This window comes from Streptomyces sp. NPDC052701, from assembly GCF_040678355.1.
Classification (GTDB): Bacteria; Actinomycetota; Actinomycetes; order Streptomycetales; family Streptomycetaceae; genus Streptomyces.
In genome coordinates this window covers 115,607-137,235 of sequence record NZ_JBFATO010000013.1, presented here as the reverse complement: position 1 = coordinate 137,235, position 21,629 = coordinate 115,607, and the positions used below count along the sequence as shown (strand labels likewise).

General features: G+C 73.7%; 25 protein-coding genes, 1 other RNA gene and 2 pseudogenes. 13 read left to right on the top strand and 15 right to left on the bottom strand.

Annotated elements, in window-relative coordinates:
• Positions 1-11 precede the first annotated feature (11 nt).
• Positions 12-242 (bottom strand): hypothetical protein, encoded by a 231-nt coding sequence (locus tag AB0L29_RS17480; protein WP_365827989.1) that lies wholly within the window; start codon positions 240-242, stop codon positions 12-14.
• 59 nt (positions 243-301) lie between these two features.
• Between AB0L29_RS17480 and map the strand changes: the two genes are divergently transcribed.
• Entirely contained in the window at positions 302-1,159 is an 858-nt protein-coding gene (gene map, locus AB0L29_RS17475) for a type I methionyl aminopeptidase (protein ID WP_365827987.1), read from the top strand.
• 155 nt (positions 1,160-1,314) lie between these two features.
• Positions 1,315-1,962 carry a biliverdin-producing heme oxygenase gene (locus AB0L29_RS17470; protein WP_365827985.1) on the top strand — a complete coding sequence of 216 codons (648 nt, stop codon included), beginning with the start codon at positions 1,315-1,317 and terminating at the stop codon, positions 1,960-1,962.
• 85 nt (positions 1,963-2,047) lie between these two features.
• On the opposite strand, the gene AB0L29_RS17465 is transcribed toward AB0L29_RS17470, so the two are convergent.
• Positions 2,048-2,692 carry a PhzF family phenazine biosynthesis protein gene (locus AB0L29_RS17465; RefSeq protein WP_365827983.1) on the bottom strand — a complete coding sequence of 215 codons (645 nt, stop codon included), beginning with the start codon at positions 2,690-2,692 and terminating at the stop codon, positions 2,048-2,050.
• Between the two features lie 151 nt (positions 2,693-2,843).
• Here AB0L29_RS17465 and AB0L29_RS17460 point away from each other — a divergent pair, with 151 nt between their 5' ends.
• Positions 2,844-3,839: a hypothetical protein gene (locus AB0L29_RS17460; protein WP_365827981.1), complete on the top strand. Its 996-nt coding sequence runs from the start codon at positions 2,844-2,846 to the stop codon at positions 3,837-3,839.
• A gap of 13 nt (positions 3,840-3,852) precedes the next feature.
• Here the strand turns inward: AB0L29_RS17460 and AB0L29_RS17455 are convergent, their stop codons facing one another.
• On the bottom strand, positions 3,853-4,587 hold the full coding sequence (locus AB0L29_RS17455; RefSeq protein WP_365827979.1) for a bifunctional DNA primase/polymerase: 735 nt from the start codon (positions 4,585-4,587) through the stop codon (positions 3,853-3,855).
• Between the two features lie 209 nt (positions 4,588-4,796).
• Between AB0L29_RS17455 and AB0L29_RS17450 the strand changes: the two genes are divergently transcribed.
• Positions 4,797-5,672: a glycerophosphodiester phosphodiesterase gene (locus AB0L29_RS17450; protein WP_365827977.1), complete on the top strand. Its 876-nt coding sequence runs from the start codon at positions 4,797-4,799 to the stop codon at positions 5,670-5,672.
• Here AB0L29_RS17450 and AB0L29_RS17445 read toward each other — a convergent pair.
• Complete coding sequence (locus tag AB0L29_RS17445; RefSeq protein WP_365827975.1) at positions 5,650-6,291, bottom strand: TetR/AcrR family transcriptional regulator; 642 nt, start codon at positions 6,289-6,291, stop codon at positions 5,650-5,652. The two genes, AB0L29_RS17450 and AB0L29_RS17445, sit on opposite strands and share 23 nt — an antisense overlap.
• Positions 6,292-6,403: 112 nt before the next feature.
• Here AB0L29_RS17445 and AB0L29_RS17440 point away from each other — a divergent pair, with 112 nt between their 5' ends.
• Complete coding sequence (locus tag AB0L29_RS17440) at positions 6,404-6,598, top strand: DUF6243 family protein (RefSeq protein WP_365827973.1); 195 nt, start codon at positions 6,404-6,406, stop codon at positions 6,596-6,598.
• Positions 6,599-6,659: 61 nt separating this feature from the next.
• On the opposite strand, the gene AB0L29_RS17435 is transcribed toward AB0L29_RS17440, so the two are convergent.
• Genes AB0L29_RS17435 through AB0L29_RS17425 form a run of 3 tightly spaced genes read right to left on the bottom strand, consistent with a single transcriptional unit; the run spans position 6,660 to position 10,187 of the window.
• Positions 6,660-7,661, bottom strand: a complete 1,002-nt coding sequence (locus tag AB0L29_RS17435) for a small ribosomal subunit Rsm22 family protein (protein ID WP_365827971.1) — start codon at positions 7,659-7,661, stop codon at positions 6,660-6,662.
• 58 nt (positions 7,662-7,719) lie between these two features.
• On the bottom strand, positions 7,720-8,835 hold the full coding sequence (locus tag AB0L29_RS17430) for a serine hydrolase domain-containing protein (protein ID WP_365828084.1): 1,116 nt from the start codon (positions 8,833-8,835) through the stop codon (positions 7,720-7,722).
• Between the two features lie 11 nt (positions 8,836-8,846).
• Entirely contained in the window at positions 8,847-10,187 is a 1,341-nt protein-coding gene (locus tag AB0L29_RS17425; RefSeq protein ID WP_365827969.1) for a multidrug effflux MFS transporter, read from the bottom strand.
• A gap of 55 nt (positions 10,188-10,242) precedes the next feature.
• On the opposite strand from AB0L29_RS17425, the gene AB0L29_RS17420 reads away from it, so the two are divergent.
• Positions 10,243-10,374, top strand: a complete 132-nt coding sequence (locus tag AB0L29_RS17420) for a hypothetical protein (RefSeq protein WP_365828092.1) — start codon at positions 10,243-10,245, stop codon at positions 10,372-10,374.
• Positions 10,375-10,466: 92 nt separating this feature from the next.
• A pseudogene (locus AB0L29_RS17415) lies at positions 10,467-10,580 on the top strand (3-oxoacyl-ACP reductase); the annotation flags it as partial.
• A gap of 304 nt (positions 10,581-10,884) precedes the next feature.
• On the opposite strand, the gene AB0L29_RS17410 reads toward AB0L29_RS17415, so the two are convergent.
• Positions 10,885-11,871 (bottom strand): aldo/keto reductase, encoded by a 987-nt coding sequence (locus tag AB0L29_RS17410; protein ID WP_365827967.1) that lies wholly within the window; start codon positions 11,869-11,871, stop codon positions 10,885-10,887.
• A 361-nt stretch (positions 11,872-12,232) separates the two neighbouring features.
• On the opposite strand from AB0L29_RS17410, the gene AB0L29_RS17405 reads away from it, so the two are divergent.
• Both AB0L29_RS17405 and AB0L29_RS17400 read left to right on the top strand, forming a co-directional pair.
• Entirely contained in the window at positions 12,233-12,778 is a 546-nt protein-coding gene (locus tag AB0L29_RS17405; RefSeq protein WP_365827965.1) for a DoxX family membrane protein, read from the top strand.
• Between the two features lie 82 nt (positions 12,779-12,860).
• Positions 12,861-13,208 carry a MazG-like family protein gene (locus AB0L29_RS17400; RefSeq protein ID WP_365827963.1) on the top strand — a complete coding sequence of 116 codons (348 nt, stop codon included), beginning with the start codon at positions 12,861-12,863 and terminating at the stop codon, positions 13,206-13,208.
• Positions 13,209-13,446: 238 nt separating this feature from the next.
• Here the strand turns inward: AB0L29_RS17400 and AB0L29_RS17395 are convergent, their stop codons facing one another.
• From AB0L29_RS17395 to AB0L29_RS17385, 3 genes are all read right to left on the bottom strand, one after another.
• Positions 13,447-14,355, bottom strand: a complete 909-nt coding sequence (locus tag AB0L29_RS17395; RefSeq protein ID WP_365827961.1) for a transporter substrate-binding domain-containing protein — start codon at positions 14,353-14,355, stop codon at positions 13,447-13,449.
• Complete coding sequence (locus AB0L29_RS17390) at positions 14,348-15,031, bottom strand: hypothetical protein (RefSeq protein ID WP_365827959.1); 684 nt, start codon at positions 15,029-15,031, stop codon at positions 14,348-14,350. Before AB0L29_RS17390 ends, AB0L29_RS17395 begins: the two co-directional genes overlap by 8 nt.
• Before the next feature lie 89 nt (positions 15,032-15,120).
• Entirely contained in the window at positions 15,121-15,501 is a 381-nt protein-coding gene (locus tag AB0L29_RS17385; protein WP_365827957.1) for a hypothetical protein, read from the bottom strand.
• Between the two features lie 299 nt (positions 15,502-15,800).
• Between AB0L29_RS17385 and AB0L29_RS17380 the strand changes: the two are divergent.
• Positions 15,801-16,421: pseudogene (locus AB0L29_RS17380) on the top strand (DUF5753 domain-containing protein); the annotation flags it as partial.
• Positions 16,418-16,636: a DUF397 domain-containing protein gene (locus tag AB0L29_RS17375; RefSeq protein WP_365827955.1), complete on the top strand. Its 219-nt coding sequence runs from the start codon at positions 16,418-16,420 to the stop codon at positions 16,634-16,636. The pseudogene AB0L29_RS17380 and the gene AB0L29_RS17375, both read left to right, overlap by 4 nt.
• Before the next feature lie 619 nt (positions 16,637-17,255).
• Here AB0L29_RS17375 and rnpB read toward each other — a convergent pair.
• The 4 genes from rnpB to AB0L29_RS17355 all read right to left on the bottom strand — a co-directional run bounded on the left by rnpB (position 17,256) and on the right by AB0L29_RS17355 (position 20,134).
• Positions 17,256-17,660, bottom strand: an RNA gene (rnpB, locus tag AB0L29_RS17370) — RNase P RNA component class A.
• Between the two features lie 85 nt (positions 17,661-17,745).
• Positions 17,746-18,684 carry a DMT family transporter gene (locus AB0L29_RS17365; RefSeq protein WP_365827953.1) on the bottom strand — a complete coding sequence of 313 codons (939 nt, stop codon included), beginning with the start codon at positions 18,682-18,684 and terminating at the stop codon, positions 17,746-17,748.
• 19 nt (positions 18,685-18,703) lie between these two features.
• The gene (locus AB0L29_RS17360) at positions 18,704-19,531 is read right to left on the bottom strand and encodes an AraC family transcriptional regulator (RefSeq protein ID WP_365827951.1); all 828 of its coding nucleotides are present in this window, start codon (positions 19,529-19,531) and stop codon (positions 18,704-18,706) included.
• A 24-nt stretch (positions 19,532-19,555) separates the two neighbouring features.
• Positions 19,556-20,134 carry a Uma2 family endonuclease gene (locus AB0L29_RS17355; RefSeq protein ID WP_365827949.1) on the bottom strand — a complete coding sequence of 193 codons (579 nt, stop codon included), beginning with the start codon at positions 20,132-20,134 and terminating at the stop codon, positions 19,556-19,558.
• A gap of 163 nt (positions 20,135-20,297) precedes the next feature.
• Between AB0L29_RS17355 and AB0L29_RS17350 the strand changes: the two genes are divergently transcribed.
• Positions 20,298-21,050, top strand: coding sequence for a MerR family transcriptional regulator (locus AB0L29_RS17350; RefSeq protein ID WP_365827947.1), 753 nt, complete (start codon positions 20,298-20,300; stop codon positions 21,048-21,050).
• Complete coding sequence (locus AB0L29_RS17345) at positions 21,047-21,628, top strand: hypothetical protein (protein WP_365827945.1); 582 nt, start codon at positions 21,047-21,049, stop codon at positions 21,626-21,628. The genes AB0L29_RS17350 and AB0L29_RS17345 overlap by 4 nt, the downstream gene beginning before the upstream one ends.
• The last annotated feature ends 1 nt before the right edge of the window (position 21,629 follow it).

Here is a 21,629-nt window from a genome sequence, read left to right as displayed (position 1 = left end):
CAGGGAGGGCTTCAGTCCTCGTCCCGGCCGCCCGCCGGGGCGTCGTGCCACCGCGGGTCGTTCTCCCACTGGAGGTTGCGGTCCCGGGCCGTCTGCATCGCGTGTTCGGCCTCCGTGCGGCTCGCGTAGGGCCCGAAGCGGTCCTTGGCCGGGCACTCCGGCCCCTCCTCGACCTTCTTGTGCTCCAGGCAGTAGTACCACTCGCCCGGCTTCCCGGCCGTCCGCTTCTTGAACAGGGGCATGGGCAGCTCCTTTCGCCACGGACATGGTCCCCCGTCGGCGCTGTCTTAGACTCGCTGGCATGTCTGGCCAGTCGCTGCTCGTACCAGGGGAGCTGTCTCCCATCCGTTCCGTGCCCGGAAACATCCGCCGCCCCGAGTACGTCGGCAAGCCCGCGCCGGCCCCCTACACCGGCCCGGAGGTGCAGACCCCGGAGACCGTCGAGGCGATGCGGGTCGCCGGCCGGATCGCGGCGCAGGCGATGGCCGAGGCGGCGAAGCACATCGCGCCGGGCGTGACGACGGACGAGCTGGACCGGGTGGCGCACGAGTTCCTGTGCGACCACGGGGCCTACCCGTCGACGCTGGGCTACCGCGGCTTCCCCAAGTCGCTGTGCACCTCGGTCAACGAGGTCATCTGCCACGGCATCCCCGACTCGACCGTGCTGCGCGACGGCGACATCGTCAACCTGGACGTGACGGCGTACATCGGCGGGGTGCACGGCGACAACAACGCCACCTACCTGGTCGGCGACGTGGACGAGGAGAGCCGGCTGCTGGTCGAGCGCACGCGTGAGGCGCTCGACCGGGCGATCAGGGCGGTCAAGCCGGGCCGGCAGATCAACGTCATCGGCCGGGTCATCGAGTCGTACGCCAGGCGCTTCGGGTACGGGGTCGTCCGGGACTTCACCGGGCACGGCATCAGCACGGCGTTCCACTCCGGGCTGATCATCCCGCACTACGACAGCCCGCACGCGACGACGGTCATGCGGCCCGGGATGACCTTCACCATCGAGCCGATGCTGACGCTCGGCACCCACGAATACGACATGTGGGACGACGGCTGGACGGTCGTGACGAAGGACCGCAAGCGCACGGCCCAGTTCGAGCACACGCTGGTGGTGACCGAGACCGGGGCGGACATCCTCACGCTGCCGTAGCCGTCGTCCCTCCCCCGCCCAGGGCCCGCTCTCCCCGGAGAACGGGCCCTTTGCCGTGCCCGCGCCGGCCGGCCGGGACGCGGCTTCGCCGATTTACCGACACCCTGTCGGCAACCTATTGACTTAGGTAAGCCTAAGCATGAAGGATCGGCCGCATGGACTCGTTCTCGACCCTCATCCGCACCGCCTCGCACGAGCAGCACGCGGAGGCGGAGAACTCGACGTTCATGAGCGATCTGCTGGGCGGCCGGCTGGGGGTGGAGGCGTACGCGCGCTACACCGAGCAGCTGTGGTTCGTCTACGAGGCGCTGGAGTCCGCCGCGCGGCCCCTGGCGTCGGATCCGGTGGCCGGGCCCTTCGTCCGCCCGGAGCTGTTCCGCCTGGCCGCCCTGGAGCGGGACCTGGCGCACCTGCGCGGTCCGGGCTGGCGGTCCACCCTGACCGCACTGCCCGCCACGCGGGCCTACGCCGACCGGATCCAGGAGTGCGCGCGGGACTGGCCGGCCGGCTACGTCGCCCACCACTACACCCGCTACCTCGGCGACCTCTCCGGCGGCCAGGTCATCCGCGACAGGGCCGAGCGGACCTGGGGCTTCGCCAGGAAGGGCGACGGGGTCCGCTTCTACGTCTTCGAGGAGATCGCCAACCCGGCCGCCTACAAGCGGGGATACCGCGAACTGCTGGACGCGGTGCCGGCCGACGAGCTGGAGAAGCAGCGGATCGTGGCCGAGTGCAAGCGGGCGTTCGCGCTGAACACGGCGGTCCTGCGGGCACTCGGCGAGGAGTTCCCGCTGTCGGCGTGAGCCGCGCGGACACGGGGCGGGTCTCCCGCTCGCGGCGGGAGGGACCCGGTGCCGGCCCGGGCGGGCGCGCGGCGCCCGTCCCGGCTCAGCGTTCGAGGCGGACGCGTCCCCCGACCTCGACCCACCCGTCCGGTTGCGGGGCGGTGAGTATCTGCGAGCCCGCGCCCTGCGTGATGTTCAGGGCCCGGCCGAGCAGATCGGTCAGGAGCAGGGCCGCCGCGCCGGTCGCCTCGTCCTCCTCGACACCGTCGCCGCGGCCGGGGAAGGCGCGGGCGCGGACCCGCCCGGCGGCCTCGTCCTCCCAGGCCCAGGCGTAGACCCACTCCCCCGGCGGCGGCACGGGCAGGTCGTCGACCTCGGCGGCGCTCGCGTACCGGCGCAGGGTGCGCGGCGGCGCCCACTGCGCCCGCGCCTCGATCCAGCAGAACTCGCCGTCCTGACGGGCCCCCACCACTCCCGCGGGCGTGACCAGTTCGGGCACGTCGAGCAGCCAGGCCGTGCCGACGCAGGGGTGGCCGGCGAAGGGCAGGCGCAGGGTGGGGGTGTAGATGTCGATGACGCCCCGTTCGGGGTCGTCGACGAACACGGTCTCGCTGAAACCGAGTTCGGCGGCGAACGCCTGGCGCTCCGCGGGGCCGGGCAGCAGGGAGCCGTCGCGGACGACGCCCAGTTCGTTGCCGTATCCGCCGCGCGGGCCGCAGAAGACGCGCAGCACGTCGTAGTCAGTCACGGGGGCATTCAAACACCGCCCGGACGGCCGGGTCGTCCCGGGCGGCGGGGCCGCCGGGTCACGGTGTGGCCGCTGTATCCGGTGCCGGCGCTCGCGCTCTCGTCCGCCCCGGTAGGGTTCGCCTCCGGAAAGGGGAAGGTGAAGGAACCCGATGAGCAGGGATCTCGGCCCTCGAAGGCCCCGCAGGCTTGTCCGCAGCGCCCTCGTGGCGGCCTCGCTGACCGCTTCGTCGCTCACGGCGGGCGGCTGCGTGGTGGTGCACGGGGAGCGGGAGGTGCTCCCCGCCGCCACACGCGCCGAGGCCGCGAAGGCGCTCCGGCAGTTCACCACCGCGTACAACAAGGCCGACCAGGCGTACGACAGTTCCCTGGACGCCGGCCGCACCACCGGTGCCTTCGCCGACATCGACCGGGCGCGGCTGAAGGCGGGCCGCGCCAACAACCCGGGCGGAAACCCCCGCCACACGCCGCTGGAACTGACCGACGCCAGGTTCACGATCCCCAAGAAGGCGGGCTGGCCACGCTGGTTCCTCGCCGACGCGGCGGGCAACAAGGGCGGCGAGGCGCGCTGGCTGCTGGTGTTCACCCGCAGCGGCCTGGAGGATGCCTGGCGGGTGGCGTACCTGACGCTGGTGGCCCCCGGCGACGTCCCGGAGTTCAAGACGGACAAGGACGGCTGGGCCGAGGCCGTTCCCGCGAACTCCGCCGGGCTGGCCGTCCCGCCCGGCGGTCTGAGCCAGGGCTACGCGACGTACCTGAAGGACGGCGGGGACGCCTTCGCGGGCGGCACGCACACCAGCAAGTGGCGCGCGGAGCGGGCGAAGGCCGCCAAGCGGCCGGGGCTGGTCACCCAGTACATCGACGAGCCGCTGACCGGCGGCGCGTACGCGCCGCTGGCGCTGCGGACGGCGGACGGCGGGGCGCTGGTGTTCTTCTCCACGCACCACTACGAGAAGCAGACCGCCCACCCGGGCGCCTCGGTCCCCCCGCCCGCCGACGACGTGCTCGCCCTCACCAAGGGCGAGATCAAGCAGTCGCTGACGATGGAGTTCGTCTCCAACGAGGTGGCCCTCGCCCCGGCGAAGGGCGGCGGGAAGGTGTCGGTCCTGGGGCGGATCCAGGGGCTGACGTCGGCGCAGGGCGGGTGACGCCCGCCGGGCCTCAGTGGCGCAGGGGCCAGGCCGTGCCCGTCTGGTCGGCCTCCTCGCCGCCGTGGCGGGCGCAGGAGTCGGTGAGGACCTCCAGCAGGCTCAGCGGGTCCGGCAGCGGGTGCTCGGGGCCGCGCAGCCAGTGCACCGACTGGTCCTCGCCGGGCAGCCGGGCGGGCGGCACGAGGACGTAGGAGCCGCGGCAGTGCCAGCGCAGGCCGGGGTGCTCGTCCATGGTCTCCGGGTGGCAGTCCAGCTCGCACGGCCACCACTCGTCCTCGTCCTCGGGGGTGCCGCGGGTGAGGGTGAAGAACAGCATGCGGCCGTCGTCGCTCTCGGCGACCGGGCCGACCTCGACGCCGGCGGCGAGCAGGCGCTCCAAAGCGTCGCGACCGGCGTCCAGGGGCACGTCGAGGACGTCGTGCACCATGCCGGTCGCGGTGATGAAGTTGGCCTGCGGCTGGTGGCGGGCCCAGCGCTCGATCTGGGCGCGGTCGGTGGTGGACTGCGTCTGCCAGGCGAAGGACACCGGGTGCCGGGCCGGGGTGGGACAGCCCACGCGGTCGCAGGAGCACATGTATCCGGCCGGGTGGGCGGCGGGCGCGAGGGGCAGTCCCGCGGCGGCGGCGGCGAGCAGCAGGGCCTCACGGCCGCCGTCACCGGCGGCCTCCTTCGGCCGGCGTCCGCCGCGCAGCCACTGGGAGAGTTTGCCCTGCAGGCCGCTCCGGCCGCCGAACTCCGCGCTCATCTATCCCCTCGCCTCGCCGTCGTGCCGAACAGCATGCCTTATGGTCCCATCATCCTGCGCGCCGGGGGGCCAGTGCCCACATCCGGAACAGGTGGGGCGAGACGCACACGGGTGGGGCGAGGCGTACGCCGGCGGGACGAGGCGTACGCCGTGCCGAGATCGGGTGTCATTGACCGCTTTGCCGGGATTTCTCGCCCTACCGTGGTCGCATGATCACAAAGATCGCGCTGACCGGCCTGGCCTCCGCGGCGTCCGTGGTCTCGCCGCTCCTCACGGGATCCGGCGGCCGCGCGCCGGTCCCGCTGGAGTGGGGCACGGCCCCGGTGACGGTGGCGGCGCTGCCCCGCGTGACGTACGTCGCCCACCGCGGCGGCGCCCGCGAGGTCCCCGAGAACAGCATGTCGGGGCTGATGGCCGCCTACCACCGTGGCACGGCGCAGGTCCTGGACGTCGACACCCGGGTCCTGCGCGACGGCACGCCGGTCGCCTTCCACGACCCGACCCTGAACCGCACCACCTACCTCGGCGGCGAGGTGCGCGCGCTGAACGCCCGGGAGTGGCGGGGCGTGCGGCTGCGGCCGAAGGCGTCGCTGCCGGGCAGCTGGCGTTCGGAGCGGCCGCCGACGGTCGCCGAGGTGCTGGACCGCCTCGGCGGGCGGATCGTGCTGATGCTGGAGGCGAAGGACCCGCAGGGCCTGGACCGGCTGGCCGGGCTGATCCGGGACCGGGGCCTGACCCGCTCGGTCTTCGTGAACTCCAACGATCCCGAGGTGGCCCGGCGCGCGCACCGCCTGGGCCTGCTGTCGCAGGTGTGGCGCTCGGCCCGGCAGCTGCGCACCGACCGGCCCGAGCGGTGGCGGTCGTACGTGGACCTCCTGGACGTCGACGTCAAGGCGCGGGACGCCGACCTGGTGCGGGCGGCGCGCTCGGGCATCCCCCGGGTGTGGGCGCACACGGTGCTCACCCCGGGGCAGCGGGACCGGGCCCTCGCGCTGGGCTGCGACGGGATCATCACGGACGCGCCGGGACGGCTGGCCCGGCATCCGGTGCGGGCCGTGCCGGTCAGCGCGGCGCGAGGCCGTTGAGGGCGTAGTCGACCAGGGTGTCGGTGTACTCGTACGTGATCGGGCCGGTGTACTGCAGCCAGCGCTGGGCGAGGGGGGAGACGAACAGTTCCAGGGCGATGCGCGGGTCGACGTCGGCCCGGACCTGCCCCGCCTCCTGCGCGGCGCGCAGCCGGTCGACGTAGAGCCGGAGCGAGGGCTCCAGCAGCCTGGCCACGAAGATCCGCCCCAGCTGCTCGTCGACGACGCCCTCGGCGGCCAGCGCGCGGGAGGGCGCCTCGAACCTGGGGTCGCGCAGTTCGTCGACGGTGGCGCGCAGCACGGCCTTGAGGTCGGCGGCGACGTCACCGGTGTCGGGGATGGCCTGCGACGCCTGCCCCGCGTCCCGGGCGGCCCGCTCGCCCAGGTTGAGGAACGCCTCCAGCAGCACGTCCGCCTTCGACGACCACCACCGGTAGATGGTCTGCTTGCCGACGCCGGCGCGGGCGGCGATGCCCTCGACGGTGGTCTTCCGGTAGCCGACCTCGCCGACGAGCGCGAGGGCGGCGTCGTAGATGGCGCGCCGGGACCTCTCGCTGCGGCGGGTGGCGTCGGGCGTGGGCCTGCGGGGGGTGGACGGGGCGGACTCGTATGCGGCCATGGGGCGAATTTATCAGGTTGACAAGACGGAACGTCTCGCCGGAGAGTGGGGCCACGCGAGCGAGACGAACCGTCTCGTTCATTGGCGCGGTGGTGCACGGAAGGAGAGCCCGATGACCCGAGGCGGAGCCGGGAACATGCTGGGAGTCGGCGGGACGCGGCAGAAGCTCGGCCGCAGGGCCCTGCGCGGCGGCGGTCACGGCGGCCGGGCCGGCGGCGGCACCGATCCCCAGGCGCAGAAACGGGAGCTGCTGCGCAAGCTCCAGGAGAAACGGCGGGAAGGGGGCGCGGCCGACAAGTCGTCGTGACCGGCGCCCCGCGTCCTCCCCTCCGGGGCGGACGGCGGAGCCGGCGTCCGCCGGCCGCCGTCTAAGCCTCCTCGCGCACCGCCGCGGGCCAGGCGTCCCCCCAGTCCGTGTCCCGGGCCTCCTTGTAGAGGGGCCCGTGGCGCTTGGTGACCGTGGCGCGGCGCAGCGACGGCTCGGTCCCGCACAGGTCGAGCAGGACCTGCCCCTTGCGGATCTGCGGCCTGCGGACGACGCGGGACGGGACCGGGGCGACCGGGAGGCGGGCGGCGGCGACGTAGCTGAACTTCTCGTCCTCGTAGGCCAGGGAGCCGCCCTTGACCTGGCGGTGCAGGGAGGAACGGCTGACCCGGGCCGAGAAGTGGCACCAGTCCGTGCCGGGCGCGATGGGGCAGGCGGCGCTGTGCGGGCAGGGGGCGGCGACGTGGAAGCCGGCGGCGATCAGGCGGTCGCGGGCCTCGATGACACGGGCGTAGCCGTCGGGGGTGCCGGGTTCGACGATCACGACGGCCCGCGCGGCGCAGGCGGCGGCGTCGACGAGGGCGCTCCGGTCGGCGGCGGTCAGCTCGTTGAGGACGTAGGAGACGGTGACGAGGTCCGTGTCCTGCAGGGTGAGCGCCGCCCCGATCCGGTCGCGCCGCCAGCGGGCGCCGCGCAGCGCCGGGTGGGCGGCGGCGATCTCCCGGCCGAGCGCGAGCGCGGGTTCCGCCCAGTCGAGGACGGTCACGGGCCGCTCCCCCTCCCAGGTGGCGCTCACCGCCCAGGCGGCGGCACCGGTGCCGCCGCCGACATCGGTGTGGCTGTCCGGTGCCCAGCCGGGCACGGCGTCCGCGAACGCCGCCAGCGCCGAGCGCACCGCCTCGAAGGTCGCGGGCATCCGGTACGCGGCGTACGCGGCCACGTCGGCCCGGTCCCGCAGGATGGGCGCGTCGGTCGGGGTGGCCCCCCGGTAGTGGGCGATGAGCCGGTCGACCGCCTGCGCGGCCCGCTTCGGGGGGAGCCCGTCGAGCAGGCCGGCGAGGGCGGTGCGGAGGGTTTCGGCCGGGGCCAGGACGGGGGTGTTCACCGTGCGATTCTCTCAGGTCCGCCGGCCGGCCGGACCGCCCGCTCCCGTGCGTCCGCCCTCACGCCCCGCGCACCGCCCGGGCCATCCGCGTCCCCGCCGCCGCCCTCGGGCCGTTGTCCGGGCGGCGTCTGCGCGGGTGGACGGTGTTCGCCAGCAGCACCAGGAAGGTGCCGGTCGCCGGGTCGATCACCAGCGAGGTCCCCGTGAAGCCCGTGTGCCCCGCCGCGCCCCGGCCCGCCAGCTCCCCCATGAACCAGGGCTGGTCCACCGCGAAACCCAGTCCGGGCGGGGTCAGCAGCAGCTCCGTGAAGTCGGGCCCGAGGATGCGGGCCGGGCCGTAGGAGCCGCCCGCGAGCAGGGCGCGGCAGAAGACCGCCAGGTCCCGGCCCGTCGAGAACAGGCCCGCGTGGCCCGCGACCCCGCCCAGCGCCCACGCGTTCTCGTCGTGGACCTCGCCGCGCAGCATGCCCCGGTCGGCCTTGGCCCACGGCCGCCGCTGGTCCTCCGTCGCCGCCGCGCCCGGGCACGGCCCGAAGCGCGTGGCCGTCATCCCGAGCGGCCGGGTGATGCCGTCGTGGACGAGGGTGTCGAGCGTGCGGCCGGTGAGGCGTTCCAGGACGTGCTGGAGCAGGAGCATGTTCAGGTCGGAGTAGCAGTACGTGCCCGGCACCCCGACCGGCGGCTCGGCACGCAGCAGCGCCAGGCGTTCGGCGTCGTCGGCGCAGTCGTACAGCGGGAGTTCGGGCCGCAGTCCGGAGGTGTGGGTGAGCAGCTGCCGTACGGTGACGCCGTACCGGGCGGCCGCCGTGAAGTCCGGCAGGTAGGCGCCCACCCGCGCGTCGATGCCCAGCCTGCCCCGTTCGATCTGCTGCACGGCGGCCACCGAGGTGAACAGCTTGGTGAGCGAGGCCAGGTCGAAGGGCGTGTCCACCGTCATCGGCACCCGCTCCCCGGGCGGCAGTTCCACGCCCGTGCCGGCCGCCTCGTCGTACGCCGCGTACCGCACGGCCCAGCCGGCCGCCTCCGCCACGGCGATCACCGGGCCGCGCCCGGCGACCACGACGGCGCCCGCCGCCCAGGGGCGCTCCCCGGCGGTGCGGGCGCGGACCTCCGCCACGAGGCGGCGCAGTTCCCCGGGATCGAGCCCGGCCCGTTCCGGTGTGCCGTGGCGCAGTCTCGGTGTGCTCAGGTGTCCTCCCCCGCGCTCCCGGCCCCGCCCGGGCGGCGGGCGCCCCCGCCCGCCTCGTCCGCCGCCGCTCCGGTCCAGGGCCGGCACAGTCCCGCGAAGCAGGCCAGCGCCGTCAGCGCGGCGGCCAGCTGGACGACGGCCATCGGGAGGGCGGTGTCCTCCCCGGCGACGCCGACGAGCGGGGAGGCGACCGCGGCGATCAGGAAGGAGGAGGTGCCGAGCAGGGCGGACGCGGACCCGGCGGCGTGCTTGACGCGCATCAGGGCGAGCGCCTGGGTGTTGGGCAGGGTGATGCCCATCGCGGACATCAGCACGAACAGCGCGGCGGCGACCGGGGCGAGCCCCACCTCGCCGAAGACCCCCAGGGACATCAGCAGCAGCGCGGTGGCGGCGCCGATGACGACCGTGAGGCCGACGGCCAGGACGCGGTCCAGCCGGACCCGGCCGACCAGCACCTTGCCGTTGATCTGGCCCACGACGACCAGGCCGACCGAGTTGAGGCCGAACAGCAGGCTGAACGTCTGCGGGGAGGCCCCGTGGATCTCCTGGATCACGAACGGGGACGCCGAGATGTAGGCGAACAGCGCCGCGAAGGCGAAGCCGCCCGCGAGCAGGTAGCCGGAGAAGGCCCGGTCGGCCAGCAGGCCGCGCATCGAGCGCAGGGCCTCGCCGACGCCCCCCTCGTGGCGGCCGGCGGCCGGCAGCGTCTCGGGCAGCCTCGCCCACACCGTCCCGGCCAGCAGCGCCCCGAGGACCGCCAGCACCACGAACACGCCCCGCCAGTCCGTCACGCGCAGGACCTGCCCGCCGACGAGCGGCGCCACGATCGGGGCGACCCCGGAGATCAGCATGAGCGTGGAGAAGAAGCGGGCCATCGCCACGCCGTCGTACAGGTCGCGGACGACCGCCCGGGCGATGACGATCCCGGCCGCGCCGGCGAGGCCCTGTGCCAGCCGGAAGGCGACCAGGAGTTCGACCGTGGGCGCGAGCGCGCACAGCGCGGTGGCGACGACGTAGACGGCGAGACCGGCCAGCAGCGGGCGGCGGCGCCCCCACCTGTCGCTCATCGGGCCGACCACCAGCTGCCCCAGCGCCATGCCGGCCAGGCAGGCGGTGAGGGTGAGCTGGACGGTCGCGGCGGGCGCGTGTAGGGAGCGGGTGACCTCCGGCAGGGCCGGGAGGTACATGTCCATCGCCAGCGGGGGTGTGGCGGTCAGGCCGCCGAGGAGGAAGGTGACGAGCAGGCCGGTCCGGCGGTGCGCCGCGCCCGCGGGCGGTGCGTCCCGCGGTCCGGCCGTCTGCGGCGCGTGCGGTGTGGATGCCCCACCCTCGGGCATGTGTCCCTCCCTTTCGACGGATGCGCCACCCATGCTCTCAGGTCGTACAGAATGCTTGAAGCCGCAACAGTGGGGCGGGGCGCGGATGACGGCGGACGGCGTGCGGTGGGGGATCCCGGCGACCGGCCGGATCGCGGCCGCGTTCACGGCGGACCTGGTGGACCTGCCGGCCGCCGCGGGCCCGTGAACGCCGCGGGCCCGTGGACGCCGCGCGGACGGACGCCGCGCGGACGGATGCCGCGCGGGCGGATGCCGCGCGGGTGGATGCCGCGCGGGTGGATGCTGCGGACAAACGGGGAGGTCACCCCGGAACCGGTCATGGACGTCGCCGGCGCGGCGCGCACGGCGCGGCACGGGGCGGAGCCACCGCCGGAGACGAACGCGCAGTTCGCGCCCGCAAGGGCGGGGACGATGCCGTGCGCGGGGCGCAGCCGAGGGCGCCCGCCGGTCGTCAACTCCTCAACCTACACAAACGGAATTTCAACGTCCGCACTATTGCGGCCGGTCGGGAACCTATGCTCAACTCGTCTCCACCAAAGCTCCACATGTGGAGCAGGAGGATTCCGCCGACCACATCCAGGGGGGAGGCGGCAGTCGTTCCACGGCACCGGGTGGGGGTGGACCCCGCGCGAGTTCCGCGGGGTACGCACCGGTGCGTGGAACGGCTGCCGCACACGCCGTTCCGGCCGGCGCGTGCTCAGCGTCCGAGGATCCGCTCCACCTCGGCCATCTGCCCGGCGGTGAGCGGTCCCTTCTCCAGCGCCCCCGCGTTCTCCTCGGCCTGGGCGACCGACCGGAAGCCCGGGATGGGCACGGTGCCCGGGCCGCGCGCCCACAGCCAGGCCAGGGCGCCCTGGGCGAGCGTACGGCCCCCGGCGGTGAGGACCTCGCGCAGCGCCTCGACCCGGGCGAACCACTCCGGATCGGCGCCCGCCCCGTCGACGAAGCCCTTCAGCCAGGCGGGCGGCCGGCTGCGGATGTCCCCGGCCCCCGGTACCCGGCCGGGCACCTGCCCGCCGGTCAGCAGCCCCATGGCGAGCGGACTGCGCACCACACCGGCCAGGCCCGTCTCCTCGCACAGCCTGAACATCCCGGGCGCGTCCTGCAGGACGTTGGCGGAGTACTGCACGGCGGCACAGTGCGGCCCCTTCGCGAACACGGCGGCGCGGGCGGGGTCGTCGGTGCTCCAGGCGTAGGCCCGGATCAGCCCTTCCCGCACCAACTCCTCGCACACGTCGCGCAGCGGGGCGGCGCGCTCGGGGTCGGCGTCGGCGAGGTGGAACTGGTACAGGTCGACGTAATCGGTGCCGAGGCGGCGCAGGGAGGCGGTCAGCGCGCGGCGGACGTACGCCACGGAGTCGTCGCCGCCGGTCAGGGTGCGGGTCCGCTCGTCGAAGACGTTGCCCCACTTGGTGGCGACGACGACGTCCGCCCGGCGCCTGCCCAGGGCCCGGCCCAGCACGCGCTCGCTGTGCCCGGCGCCGTAGGTGTCGGCGGTGTCGAAGAAGGTGACGCCCAGGTCGAGGGCGCGCCGGACGGCCCGCACGGACTCCTCGTCGTCCACCCGGCCCCAGCCCAGCGGCTGCCCGTCGGTGGACCGCCACTCGCCGCCGATCGCCCAGCAGCCGAATCCGAGGGCGCTGACCTCGATCCCGCTGCGTCCCAGTACTCGTGTGGTCTGCATGCCCGGAACGCTAGGAGTTGGAGCCCACGCGAAGGCAAGGCCCTGACGCGGAGGCCGGTTTCGGCCCGCCCGCGGCCCCGCTCGGCGAGGTCCCGACCGGCGCCTTCGTCCACCGCGGTCCCGCCGGACGCGAGGAACGCCCGGCCCTCTCGCGACCGCGCCGGCCGGCGCCGCACCGACCGGCGTGCGCCGCCCCGTCCCGACGTCACCTTCTCGCGCCGCCTGCCCGCGTCACCCGGACGGCGGCCCGGCCGGGCCCGCCCCCGCCGGCGGTGCGACGGTGGGAGGGCGATGAGGAGCCCGGGGGATGCCCCTGCTGTCTGTTCCGCTGCCTGTTCTGCTGCCTGTTCCGGGAGACGACGTGACGAGCTACGACCGACGCGATCTGGGCCTGTTGCTGCTCCGTCTGGGCACGGGCGGCGTCCTGGCGGCGCACGGCGCGCAGAAGCTGTTCGGCTGGTTCGGCGGAGGCGGGATCGCGGGCACCGGGCAGTTCATGGAGTCCGTCGGCTACCGGCCGGGCCGGGCCAGCGCGACGGCGGCGGGCCTCGCGGAGGCGGGCGGCGGCACGCTGCTCGCGCTGGGCCTGGCGACCCCGGCGGCGGGCGCGGCGGCGGCCGGCGCGATGGCGGGCGCCGCCGCGGTGCACACGCCGAACGGGTTCTTCAACCAGGAGGGCGGCTACGAGTACGCCGCGTCCCTGGGCCTGGCCGCCGCCGGCCTCGCGGTCAGCGGCCCCGGCCGCCTCTCCCTGGACCACGCGCTCGGCCACGTCCTGGACCGCGGCTGGATGGTGCCGGCAGCGCTGGCGGCGACGGCGGCGGGCACGGTCCTGGTCGTGGGCGCGCGCACCCGGCACCTGCGCCGGCTGGCGGAGGGCGAACAGGAACCCCTGTTCGAGGAGTAGTCCGGGGCGTGGGGACCGCAGGGGTGCCGCGGGGCCCGTTGCCGGACCCCGTTGTCGGACCCCCGTGGCAGGCTCTGCCCCCATGAACGATCACACGACGCCCGCACCGGCCCCCACCGCCCTCTGGGACACCGTCGACGCCCTGTGGACCTGGCTGGAGACCCACCAGCCGATCGACGGCGAGCAGGGCGTCCTGCTGCGGATGCTGAAGCTGTCGGAGGAGGTCGGCGAGGTCTCCGAGGCGGTGATCGGGGCGACCGGCCAGAACCCGCGCAAGGGCGTCACCCACACCTGGGACGACGTCCGGTCGGAACTGTGCGACGTGGTCATCACGGCCCTGGTCGCCCTGCGCACGCTGACCCCGGACGCCCGCGGGGTGTTCGCGCGGCATCTGGCGGGGGTGGCGGAGCGGTCGCTGGGGGCGCCATGACGCACGGTCGGCGCTCCTCGCGCACCTCCGGCTGGAATGAGGAAGAGCTGAGACGGAAGCCAGCCTCCCTGGTCTTCCGCAGGAGTGACACCCATGAACAGCAGCGCGTGCGTGAGGGGATGAGCCAGCAGATGTCGCCCCAAGTTCAGGGATCGGCTGTGTCGTACCCGACGGTCACGCGGGCGACGGCGAGCGCGGCGGGCGGGCGGCTCCAGGTCGAGCGCGGACAGTGCGTCGGTCAGGGGCTTGGCCTGTCCCGGCATGACCGTCCGTCGATGGCTGCGTCACTGGGCCTGTAGCTGTTGGTCCACTCCGGCTCGGCCACGACGAGCTTGGGCAACGAGGAACGGATGTCGTCGACCCATTCGCTACTGCCCACGTAACTCTTCACATATTCGCGCAACCGCTCGCAATCCTCGCGGTGCCCTTTGGGCAGGCCGATGCCGTAGTGCTGCGGAGCCCCGACGACCAGATCCGGAACCACACGCAGGCCCTCCTGGTCATAGAGATCCGCGAACCCGTAAAGGATCATCTGGTCCGTGGTGACCGCGTCGACCCGGCCCGCCCGGAGTTCCTCGACGCAGCCGGCGACGTCCTGCAGGACGAGGGGGTCGATGCCGAGGTGAAGCTCCTTGAGCGCCTCGACGGACGTGGTTCCCTCCCACGTGCAGACCGTGGTACCGCGCAGGTCGTCCCGCGTCACGATGCGCGCTCCCTTCCCTCCCACGAGGAATCCCTGCCGGGTCGTGACGTAAGGCCCGACGAAGTCGATCTTCTTCATCCGGTCCGTGGTGATGGAGAAGGCCGACAACACCATGTCCGCCGTGCCGTCGGTCAGGAGTTGGACGCGGTCCTGGGACCTCACGTCGGATGTTCCGGTCATCGGCACCTTCAGCCACTCCTTGATGCGCTGCAGCAGCTGCACCTCGAACCCGGAATGGGGGTAACGGGTCTTGTACGAGAGGCCCGGCATGTCGTTGTGCATGGCGGGGCTGATGCGCGTCCTGCCCATGAACTCGGGCGCCGCCTCGTCCTTGGCGCAGCCGAAGGCGACCAGAGTCAGCGACAGGCATGCCGCCGTCAGTGCCGTACGCCGCGTCTTCCAGCGCTTCACCGGTGTGCTCCGGCCCCTCTCGTCGTCAGTCATGGAGGACGGCCTCGGCGATCGAAACGTTCATACGGCAGCCGGGGGCGGTGTGGAGTATGACCCGCAGTCGGATGCGTGGGCGCTGCCCACCGAGGGAGATCTCGACGGTGGAACCGGAGCGGACATCCCTGTGTGCGCGCTGCGGGGTCGCGCCCGCGAGTCCCACGTCCAAACGGGTGTCAGGCGTACACGATTGCGCCGCCGGAACGGTGTCGCTGACCGTGAACGCCATGCGCAAACGTGCGCGGGCCGGAACACGGTCGACGCCCACGGCAGCGGTCGCGCCGTTGTGCAGAGAGGTGGCCGGCGAGATGGACGTGAGGCCGGTGACGTCGACATCCCCGTGATTGCGCAGTTCCTCGCTCCACACCAGCCCCGAGATGGAGAGCGTGAGGGAGAGCGCGGACACGGCCGCGCGCCTCCCCAGAGGCGCCCGGGGTTCCAGCCGTCCGACGCCGATGGCCCGCCAGCTGGAGGCGAGGACCGCCAGGCCGCACACCAGGAGGATCCCGATGGACTCGCCTCCCGGCCCGCCAGGGCTGCGGATGATCGCGACGGAGGTCAGAGCGAGGACCAGGAGGAAGAGGGACCAGCTCCATATCCGCCCGGCCATGGGCCCGACGGCCTTCGACGTCAGTTCACCGAAGGCCTTCGCCACCGCCTCCCCGATGACCACGATGAAGGTCCCGACGGCAGCGGCGCCCGGTCCGAGAGCCGTGGTGAACCGGCTCCGGCGACCGGTACCGGGGTCTTCGGCGGTTCCCGTCACGAGGGTGCCTGCCCAGCCGTCCCGGCCCCGCCGATGGTGACCGTTCCGCCGTGCACGATGAGCTTGTCGAGGGCCACCGAACCGTCACCGACGGCCAGCACGACGTCGGCCGACCGCCCTGCCGCTTCCACCAGCTCGCTCTCGTCGTCCGACGGTTGGGCGAGGGCGTCCGCGTTCTCCTCGCCCGTCGGCGCGTCGTCGCCTTCCTCGCTTTCCCGGCGGTACCGCAGGGCCTGGTCCAGGAGGACGTGGCCACGGGTGACGACGCTCTCGGCGACTCTGTCGCGGGCGGCGGCCACGATGGCGGCGCCCAGCGACGCAGCCCCCACAGCCAGCACCGGGGTCATGTGCTGAAACACCGCCATGAGGTCGGTCATCCGAATGCTCCGTTCTGTACGGCAGGACGAGCGACGCTCCTCGACCTCGGCCCGAGACCGGAGCCGCCCGACCGCTCGGCTACGGAAGCACGGACGGACGGGCCGGGAGAACGGATCGAAACAAACTCACCCGAGAGGATGAAGTTCGAGAGTCTCGTTGACGGCTTGCGATGAGCAAAGGCGGCACCGTGCCGGTCAGGAGGCGGGTCCGGACGTGGCGTTGGGCCGGGGAGGAGGTGGTGGTGGATGGCTGAGCACACGGGACGGAAGCCGTTCCGGGCGGCGGGGCCGTTATGAGCCTGGGGGCGGGTGGGTTGCTGTGCCTGTGGAAGGAGGAGGTGGAGCGGGCTCAGTACCCGGTGTTCTTTCAGGGAATGGCTGCGCTGGAGAAGGAAGCCGTTGAGCTCCTTGCCTACGACACGCTCGTGGTCAAGGGGCTGCTCCAGGCCGAGGAGTACATGAGGGCACTGCTGGGGATGCGGCGCCCGGTTCTGGACGAGGAGACCATCGAGCAGCGGGTAGCTGCGCGGCTGGTCCGGCAGGAAATCTTCGACCGGCGGCCCGCGGCGCTGCTGAGTTTCGTGATGGACGAGTCGGTGTTGCGGCGCCCGTACGGCGGAAAGGACGTGCTGCGTGGGCAGTTGGAACACCTCCTCCTGATCGGCCAGAAGCGGCACGTCGAGATCCAGGTCATGCCGCTCGACTGCGAAGAGAGCGTGGGCGTGGACGGACCGTTCACGATCGTCACGCGCAAGGACGGCAAGAAGTTCGTCCACGCCGAGGCGCAAGGAACCAGCGCTCTTCGGACCGACCCGGAACGGACGACTCTCGCCGCCGCACGCTATGGGATCATCCGATCACAGGCTCTCAGTCCACGAGAGTCGACGGCGCTCATCGAAAGGTTGCTGGGATCGCTATGAACAACGCTGGGTCCTCGACCGCCGCCGCATCCGGCCTCGCCCGGTTCAAGAGCAGCTACAGCGGAGCCGAGGGCGGCGATTGTGTAGAGGTCGCGGCCGGGACGGCCGCTGTGCACGTCCGGGACTCCAAGGCCGTCGCCGGGCCGGTCGTCACGGTGTCGCGTGAGGCCTGGGCGGGGTTCGTCGGGCCGGCCTCGTCGGAGCGGGACGTCTGACGCTGGTACGTACACGAGAGCCCTGCCGGTTCCTCCCGGGCGGCGGGGTTCTCGCGTGTCGCCTCCGCGGGGGTCGTGTGTCACCGCGTTCTCAGCCGGTCTCGCGCAGGCGACGCGTGAACTCGGCGTGGACGGTGCGCATCTCGTCCTTGCGGTGGACCCGGCGGAGCGGGCCGGTGTAACCGTCCGGGACGTGATCACGACCGCAAGGTGTGCGGTCTGATCACCGCTGCCGATCTGACGGTTCAGTTCGGCACGCGGGTGCGGCCCTTCCGTCCTGATGGAGGAGATCGAGCAGCGGCTGCGCCGCGTGGTCGACCGGTGTATTCCATTCGACTACATCCGCGCCGTCGTCCCTCGCCACCGCGCCTCCCGCGTGCGCTCCGCCGCGAACCTCAGCTCTGGGGCGTACGGGTGCCTGCTGAAGGTTCCCGAGAACTGGGCCGCCCTGGGATGGGGTATCGCCCGGCAGTACTTCTTGGCGGCACTCGGGGAATGCCGCAACTTCCGCAACGACCTCATGCGCTTCAGACCGGACCGGCGACCAGTCGCTGCCCGCACAGGCCCTGCTCGAACTGCTGCGTTCAGTGGATTCGCAGCTCTGACCACGGGTCGGCGGCAGACGAGTCGGGCTGTACGCCGGGTTCTGTTCCCGGGGTTCCTCGCGGAGCCCCGGGCGACGGCCATCCATCTAGGACCGGCGTTGCCGCCGGCCTCGTGCGGTCTACCCGCGGACTCGGGCGGGCAGCCCTCGAACGTCCGCGCAGAAGCACCGGGGTGCTTCCTCTTGACCTTGCTCCGGGTGGGGTTTACCTAGCTGCCCAGGTCACCCTGGGCACTGGTGGTCTCTTACACCACCGTTTCACCCTTACCCGGCGCCGAAGCGCCGGGCGGTCTGTTTTCTGTGGCACTGTCCCGCGGGTCACCCCGGGTGGCTGTTGGCCACCACCCTGCCCTGTGGAGCCCGGACGTTCCTCGGGGAGCTCCCCGTCAGGGGGCTCCACGCGGCCGTCCGCCCGGCTCGTCTGCCGTGCCGACCATGGTACCGGCCCGGAGCGCGGCCCCGGTCCGCCGGCCCCCTGACCGGCCCGGTTCCGGCGCCGGGCCGGTCAGGGGGCCGGCGTGCGCGCGGCCTCGGCGCGGTCGCCCCCGTCGGGGTCCGGCGCGTCGGGTTCCCGGCGCGGGCGCCGCCCCGGTGCCGCGGCCGTCGCCAGCACCGAACCGGCGAGGATCAGGGCGAAGGCAGCGAGGATCCCGGCCGTCAGGGGCTCGTCCAGGAAGAGCGCGCCGGCCGCCACCGCGACCGCCGGGTTGACGTACGTGATGACCGTCGCGCGGGTCGGTCCGGCCTCCCTGATCAGTTCCAGGAAGGCGACGAAGGCGACCGCCGTGCAGACGACGCCCAGTCCCGCGAGGGCGGCCAGGACCTCGGCGGAGGGCACGGCGGCCGGCCGGGTGAGGGCCGCAGCGGGCGCGTAGACCAGCGCCGCCAGGGTCAGGCAGAGCGCCGTGAGCTGCAGGGAGGGGACGTCCTTGAGGTGGCGGGCGGCGATCAGCGGGGCCGTCGCGTAGCCCACCACCGTCACCAGCACCTCGGCCAGCGAGCGGGCGTCGCCGCCGGTCAGGTGGGGGACGGTGAGGACGCCGACGCCGGCCAGGCCCAGCGCGAGGCCGGTGACGCGCCGTACGCCGAGCCGTTCGGTGTCGCCGAAGAAGCGGGCCAGGGCCACGCCGACGATCGGCACGCCCGCGATCAGCAGGCCGGCCGTGGAGCTGGACAGGTGGCGTTCGGCGTCGGTCAGCGTCCACCACGGGGCGATGATCTCGATGCACGCGAAGGCCAGCAGGGGCCGCCAGTGGGCCCGGGCCGTCCGGGTCAGGCCGCCCTGCCGCAGCGCGAAGGGCAGCAGGAGCGCGGCGCCGAGCGCGCAGCGCGTGAACACCACCGTGGACGGGGACACCGCGTCCACCGCCACCTTGATCATCAGATAGGGGATGCCCCAGACCACTCCCATCAGGGAGAACAGGAACCAGCCGCGTGCAGTCATGCGCCGAGTCTCGGCCTGCTCAGCGCGCGCCGTCTTGAACGCTGTTGCGGTACGCCGCCGGGGTCACCCCCAGCACCCGGCGGAACCAGCGGGTCAGGTGCGCCTGGTCGGCGAAGCCGACGAGGGGGGCGACCTCGGCGGGGCGCAGTCCGTCCTCCAGCAGGCCGCGGGCCCGGGCCACCCGGTACTGGGCGAGCCAGGTGTACGGCGGCATCCCCGTCGCCGTGCGGAAGGCGCGCAGCAGCTGGTAGCGGGACAGGCCGAGGTCGGTGGCGAGGGAGGCGAGGGAGGGCGGGGCGAGCAGCTCGTCGGCGAGGCGGTCGCGGACGGTCCGGGCGAGGCGGTCGGCGCCGGGCACGGTGTCGTCGGCGGCGCGGGCCGTGGAGTGGCGGCGGGCGAGCGCGGTGAGCAGCCAGGGCAGCCGGGACTCGGCCTCCAGCGGGTCCGGGCGGGCGCTGAGGTCGGTGTGGGCGAGGCGGAAGGCGGCGGCCAGCTCGGGGTCGTCGATGACGGGCTCGCGGAAGTGCGGCAGGCCGCCGAGGGTGCCGTCGGCGAGCAGGGCGGGCGCGGCGTACAGGGCGCGGTAGGCGTAGCCGCCGGACGCGGCGGGGCCGCCGGTGTGCGTCTCCCCGGGTTCCAGGACGACGATGGAGCCGGGTCCGGACTGAATGCGGCCACCGCGGTACTCGATGACCTCCAGCCCGCCGACCGTCACGCCGACGGTGAACTCCTCGTGTGCGTGCGGGGCGTAGACGTGCCGGTCGAAGCGGGCGGTGAGCAGGTCGAGCGGGGGACCGCCACGCCCGAGCCGCGCCCGCGTCCAACGGGCGTCCTCCCTTGTCTTCACCTCACACCCCCGGGGGACAGGGGATCAGAGGAAGTCGGCGGTGTCCAGGTCGAAGGCGAAGGGGGCGGGGAGGGTGAGGGGCTTGCCGAAGGGGAGGGTGGTGAGCTGGCGGTAGTCGTCCTTCTCCGGCTCACCGAACAGGGTGACCGACGCGGTCTCCCGGTCGACGAGGAGGTGGAGGGGGATGCCGCCTCGGGCGTAGCAGCGGCGCTTGGCCTCGCGGTCGGCCCGGGGCTTGGTGGAGGTCACTTCCAGGACCATGGCGACGCCGTCGCAGGGCATCCAGGAACCCGCATCGCCGAAGAGGTCACGCTCGAGGGGCGCGAAAGTGGCGTCCGGGATCACGTGGTCCCTGGGACAGGCTCCCCCGCTCCTCAGCGTCAGGCCCTTGTTGCCGGAGACGTCCATATCGGTCCGGGCCTTCTTGATCACTTGCCGGACGATCCGGCTGATGTACTTCTCGTGCTCCCCGTCCGGCGGCGGCGTCACGACGATCTCCCCCTCGATCAGCTCGGCCCGGAAGCCCTCCGGGGTGTCCAGGGCGAGGAAGCCCTCCAGCAGGACCTCTTCCTGCGTGAGCGGCTCATGGGCCACGGCAGTCATGTCACGCCCCTCCTTCGGTCGCTCGCCAGACTGGGACATCGGCTGCTCACCTGCCCGGGAGATCGGGAACCGTTCCCTCGATCGTGGCACACGGCGCACACCGCCGTCAGGCGGCGGGGCCGCCGCTTGACCCTGCCGCGACGTCAACGTCTTCACTGGTCCCATGCGGATCGGAGAACTCGCCGCGGCCGTCGGCGTCACCACGCGGGCCGTGCGGCACTACCACCACCTCGGCCTGCTGCCGGAGCCGGAGCGGCGGGCCAACGGCTACCGGCACTACACGCTCCGGCACGCCGTCGTGCTCGCCCGGATCCGGCGGCTCACCGAGCTGGGACTGGGGCTGGCCGAGGTGCGGGACGTGCTCGCGGACGACGCGGGGAAGGACCTGGTGGAGGTGCTCACCGAGCTGGACGAGGACCTCGCGCGGCAGGAGGAGGCCCTCCGCGAGCGGCGGGCGCGGCTGCGGACGCTGCTGGAGACGGAGGGCGGGCTGCCCGCCGAGGGGCCGGTCTCCCCGGAACTGGCCGCGTTGTTCGCCGGCGCGGCGGCCCCGGCCGGATCCCCCACGGCCGCCAAGGACCGCGAGATCCTCGCGCTGCTGGACACCGCGGCCCCGAAGCAGGCGCGGGAGCGGATGGCGGCCGTGCTCACCGAGGTCTTCGCCGATCCGGAGGCGGTGGCGCGGACGCACGAGGCGTACGCGCTGCTCGACGCCCTCGCGGAGGCGGGGACGGACGACCCGCGCGTGGAGGAGGCGGCCCGCGTCCTGGCGGCGCTGATCCCGCGCGGTCTGCTCCCCGAGACCGGTCTCGACGCCGACGACGGCTTCCTGCGCGCCTTCTACGCCGACTTCGCCCCGGCCCAGGCCGAGGCGATCCGCCGCACGCTCGCGAAGCTCACGCAGGACCCGCGATGAGCGTCGCCCGCGCCCTCGTCCGGCACGAACTGCGGCTGCTGGTGAGCCTCGCGCTGTGGGCGGCGCGGCGCACGCACGGCACCGGGGGCGGGCGGGCCTTCGGGTACGCGCGGGGACAGGGCGCCATGACGGCCGGGATCGCGTTCGTGTGCGTGATCGAGACGCTGGCGATGTCGGTGCTGCTGCGCGACCGGCCGGCCGTGCACACGGTGGTCCTCGTCCTGGACGTGTACACCGTGGTCCTCGTGGTCGCCCTGCACGCGGCGTCCGCGGTCCGCCCCCACGTGCTCGGCCCCGACTCGCTGCGGGTCCGCCTGGCCGCCCGTGTCGACCTGCGCGTCCCGCTGGAGCGGATCGCCTCCGTCCGCCGCGAGCTGCGGACCACGCACGAGCGCGCGGAGGGCGAGCTGGACCTGGCCGTGGGCTCGCAGACCTCCGTCACGCTCACGCTCGCCGAGCCCGTCACCCACGTCACCCTCCTCGGCCGCCGCCGGGAGGTGCGCGTGCTGCGCCTGCACGCCGACGACGCCGACGGCCTGGTCCGCGCGCTGGCCCGGGAGCGGAACCCGGCCTCCTAGG

What these genes read in the sequence shown, in the direction of transcription:
- AB0L29_RS17480 (WP_365827989.1), bottom strand. Translation starts at nt 242, where the DNA reads ATGCCCCTGTTCAAGAAGCGGACGGCCGGGAAGCCGGGCGAGTGGTAC.
- map (WP_365827987.1), top strand. Translation starts at nt 302, where the DNA reads ATGTCTGGCCAGTCGCTGCTCGTACCAGGGGAGCTGTCTCCCATCCGT.
- AB0L29_RS17470 (WP_365827985.1), top strand. Translation starts at nt 1,315, where the DNA reads ATGGACTCGTTCTCGACCCTCATCCGCACCGCCTCGCACGAGCAGCAC.
- AB0L29_RS17460 (WP_365827981.1), top strand. Translation starts at nt 2,844, where the DNA reads ATGAGCAGGGATCTCGGCCCTCGAAGGCCCCGCAGGCTTGTCCGCAGC.
- AB0L29_RS17455 (WP_365827979.1), bottom strand. Translation starts at nt 4,587, where the DNA reads ATGAGCGCGGAGTTCGGCGGCCGGAGCGGCCTGCAGGGCAAACTCTCC.
- AB0L29_RS17450 (WP_365827977.1), top strand. Translation starts at nt 4,797, where the DNA reads ATGATCACAAAGATCGCGCTGACCGGCCTGGCCTCCGCGGCGTCCGTG.
- AB0L29_RS17445 (WP_365827975.1), bottom strand. Translation starts at nt 6,291, where the DNA reads ATGGCCGCATACGAGTCCGCCCCGTCCACCCCCCGCAGGCCCACGCCC.
- AB0L29_RS17440 (WP_365827973.1), top strand. Translation starts at nt 6,404, where the DNA reads ATGACCCGAGGCGGAGCCGGGAACATGCTGGGAGTCGGCGGGACGCGG.
- AB0L29_RS17425 (WP_365827969.1), bottom strand. Translation starts at nt 10,187, where the DNA reads ATGCCCGAGGGTGGGGCATCCACACCGCACGCGCCGCAGACGGCCGGA.
- AB0L29_RS17410 (WP_365827967.1), bottom strand. Translation starts at nt 11,871, where the DNA reads ATGCAGACCACACGAGTACTGGGACGCAGCGGGATCGAGGTCAGCGCC.
- AB0L29_RS17400 (WP_365827963.1), top strand. Translation starts at nt 12,861, where the DNA reads ATGAACGATCACACGACGCCCGCACCGGCCCCCACCGCCCTCTGGGAC.
- AB0L29_RS17395 (WP_365827961.1), bottom strand. Translation starts at nt 14,355, where the DNA reads ATGACTGACGACGAGAGGGGCCGGAGCACACCGGTGAAGCGCTGGAAG.
- AB0L29_RS17385 (WP_365827957.1), bottom strand. Translation starts at nt 15,501, where the DNA reads ATGACCGACCTCATGGCGGTGTTTCAGCACATGACCCCGGTGCTGGCT.
- AB0L29_RS17375 (WP_365827955.1), top strand. Translation starts at nt 16,418, where the DNA reads ATGAACAACGCTGGGTCCTCGACCGCCGCCGCATCCGGCCTCGCCCGG.
- AB0L29_RS17365 (WP_365827953.1), bottom strand. Translation starts at nt 18,684, where the DNA reads ATGACTGCACGCGGCTGGTTCCTGTTCTCCCTGATGGGAGTGGTCTGG.
- AB0L29_RS17355 (WP_365827949.1), bottom strand. Translation starts at nt 20,134, where the DNA reads ATGACTGCCGTGGCCCATGAGCCGCTCACGCAGGAAGAGGTCCTGCTG.
- AB0L29_RS17350 (WP_365827947.1), top strand. Translation starts at nt 20,298, where the DNA reads ATGCGGATCGGAGAACTCGCCGCGGCCGTCGGCGTCACCACGCGGGCC.
- AB0L29_RS17345 (WP_365827945.1), top strand. Translation starts at nt 21,047, where the DNA reads ATGAGCGTCGCCCGCGCCCTCGTCCGGCACGAACTGCGGCTGCTGGTG.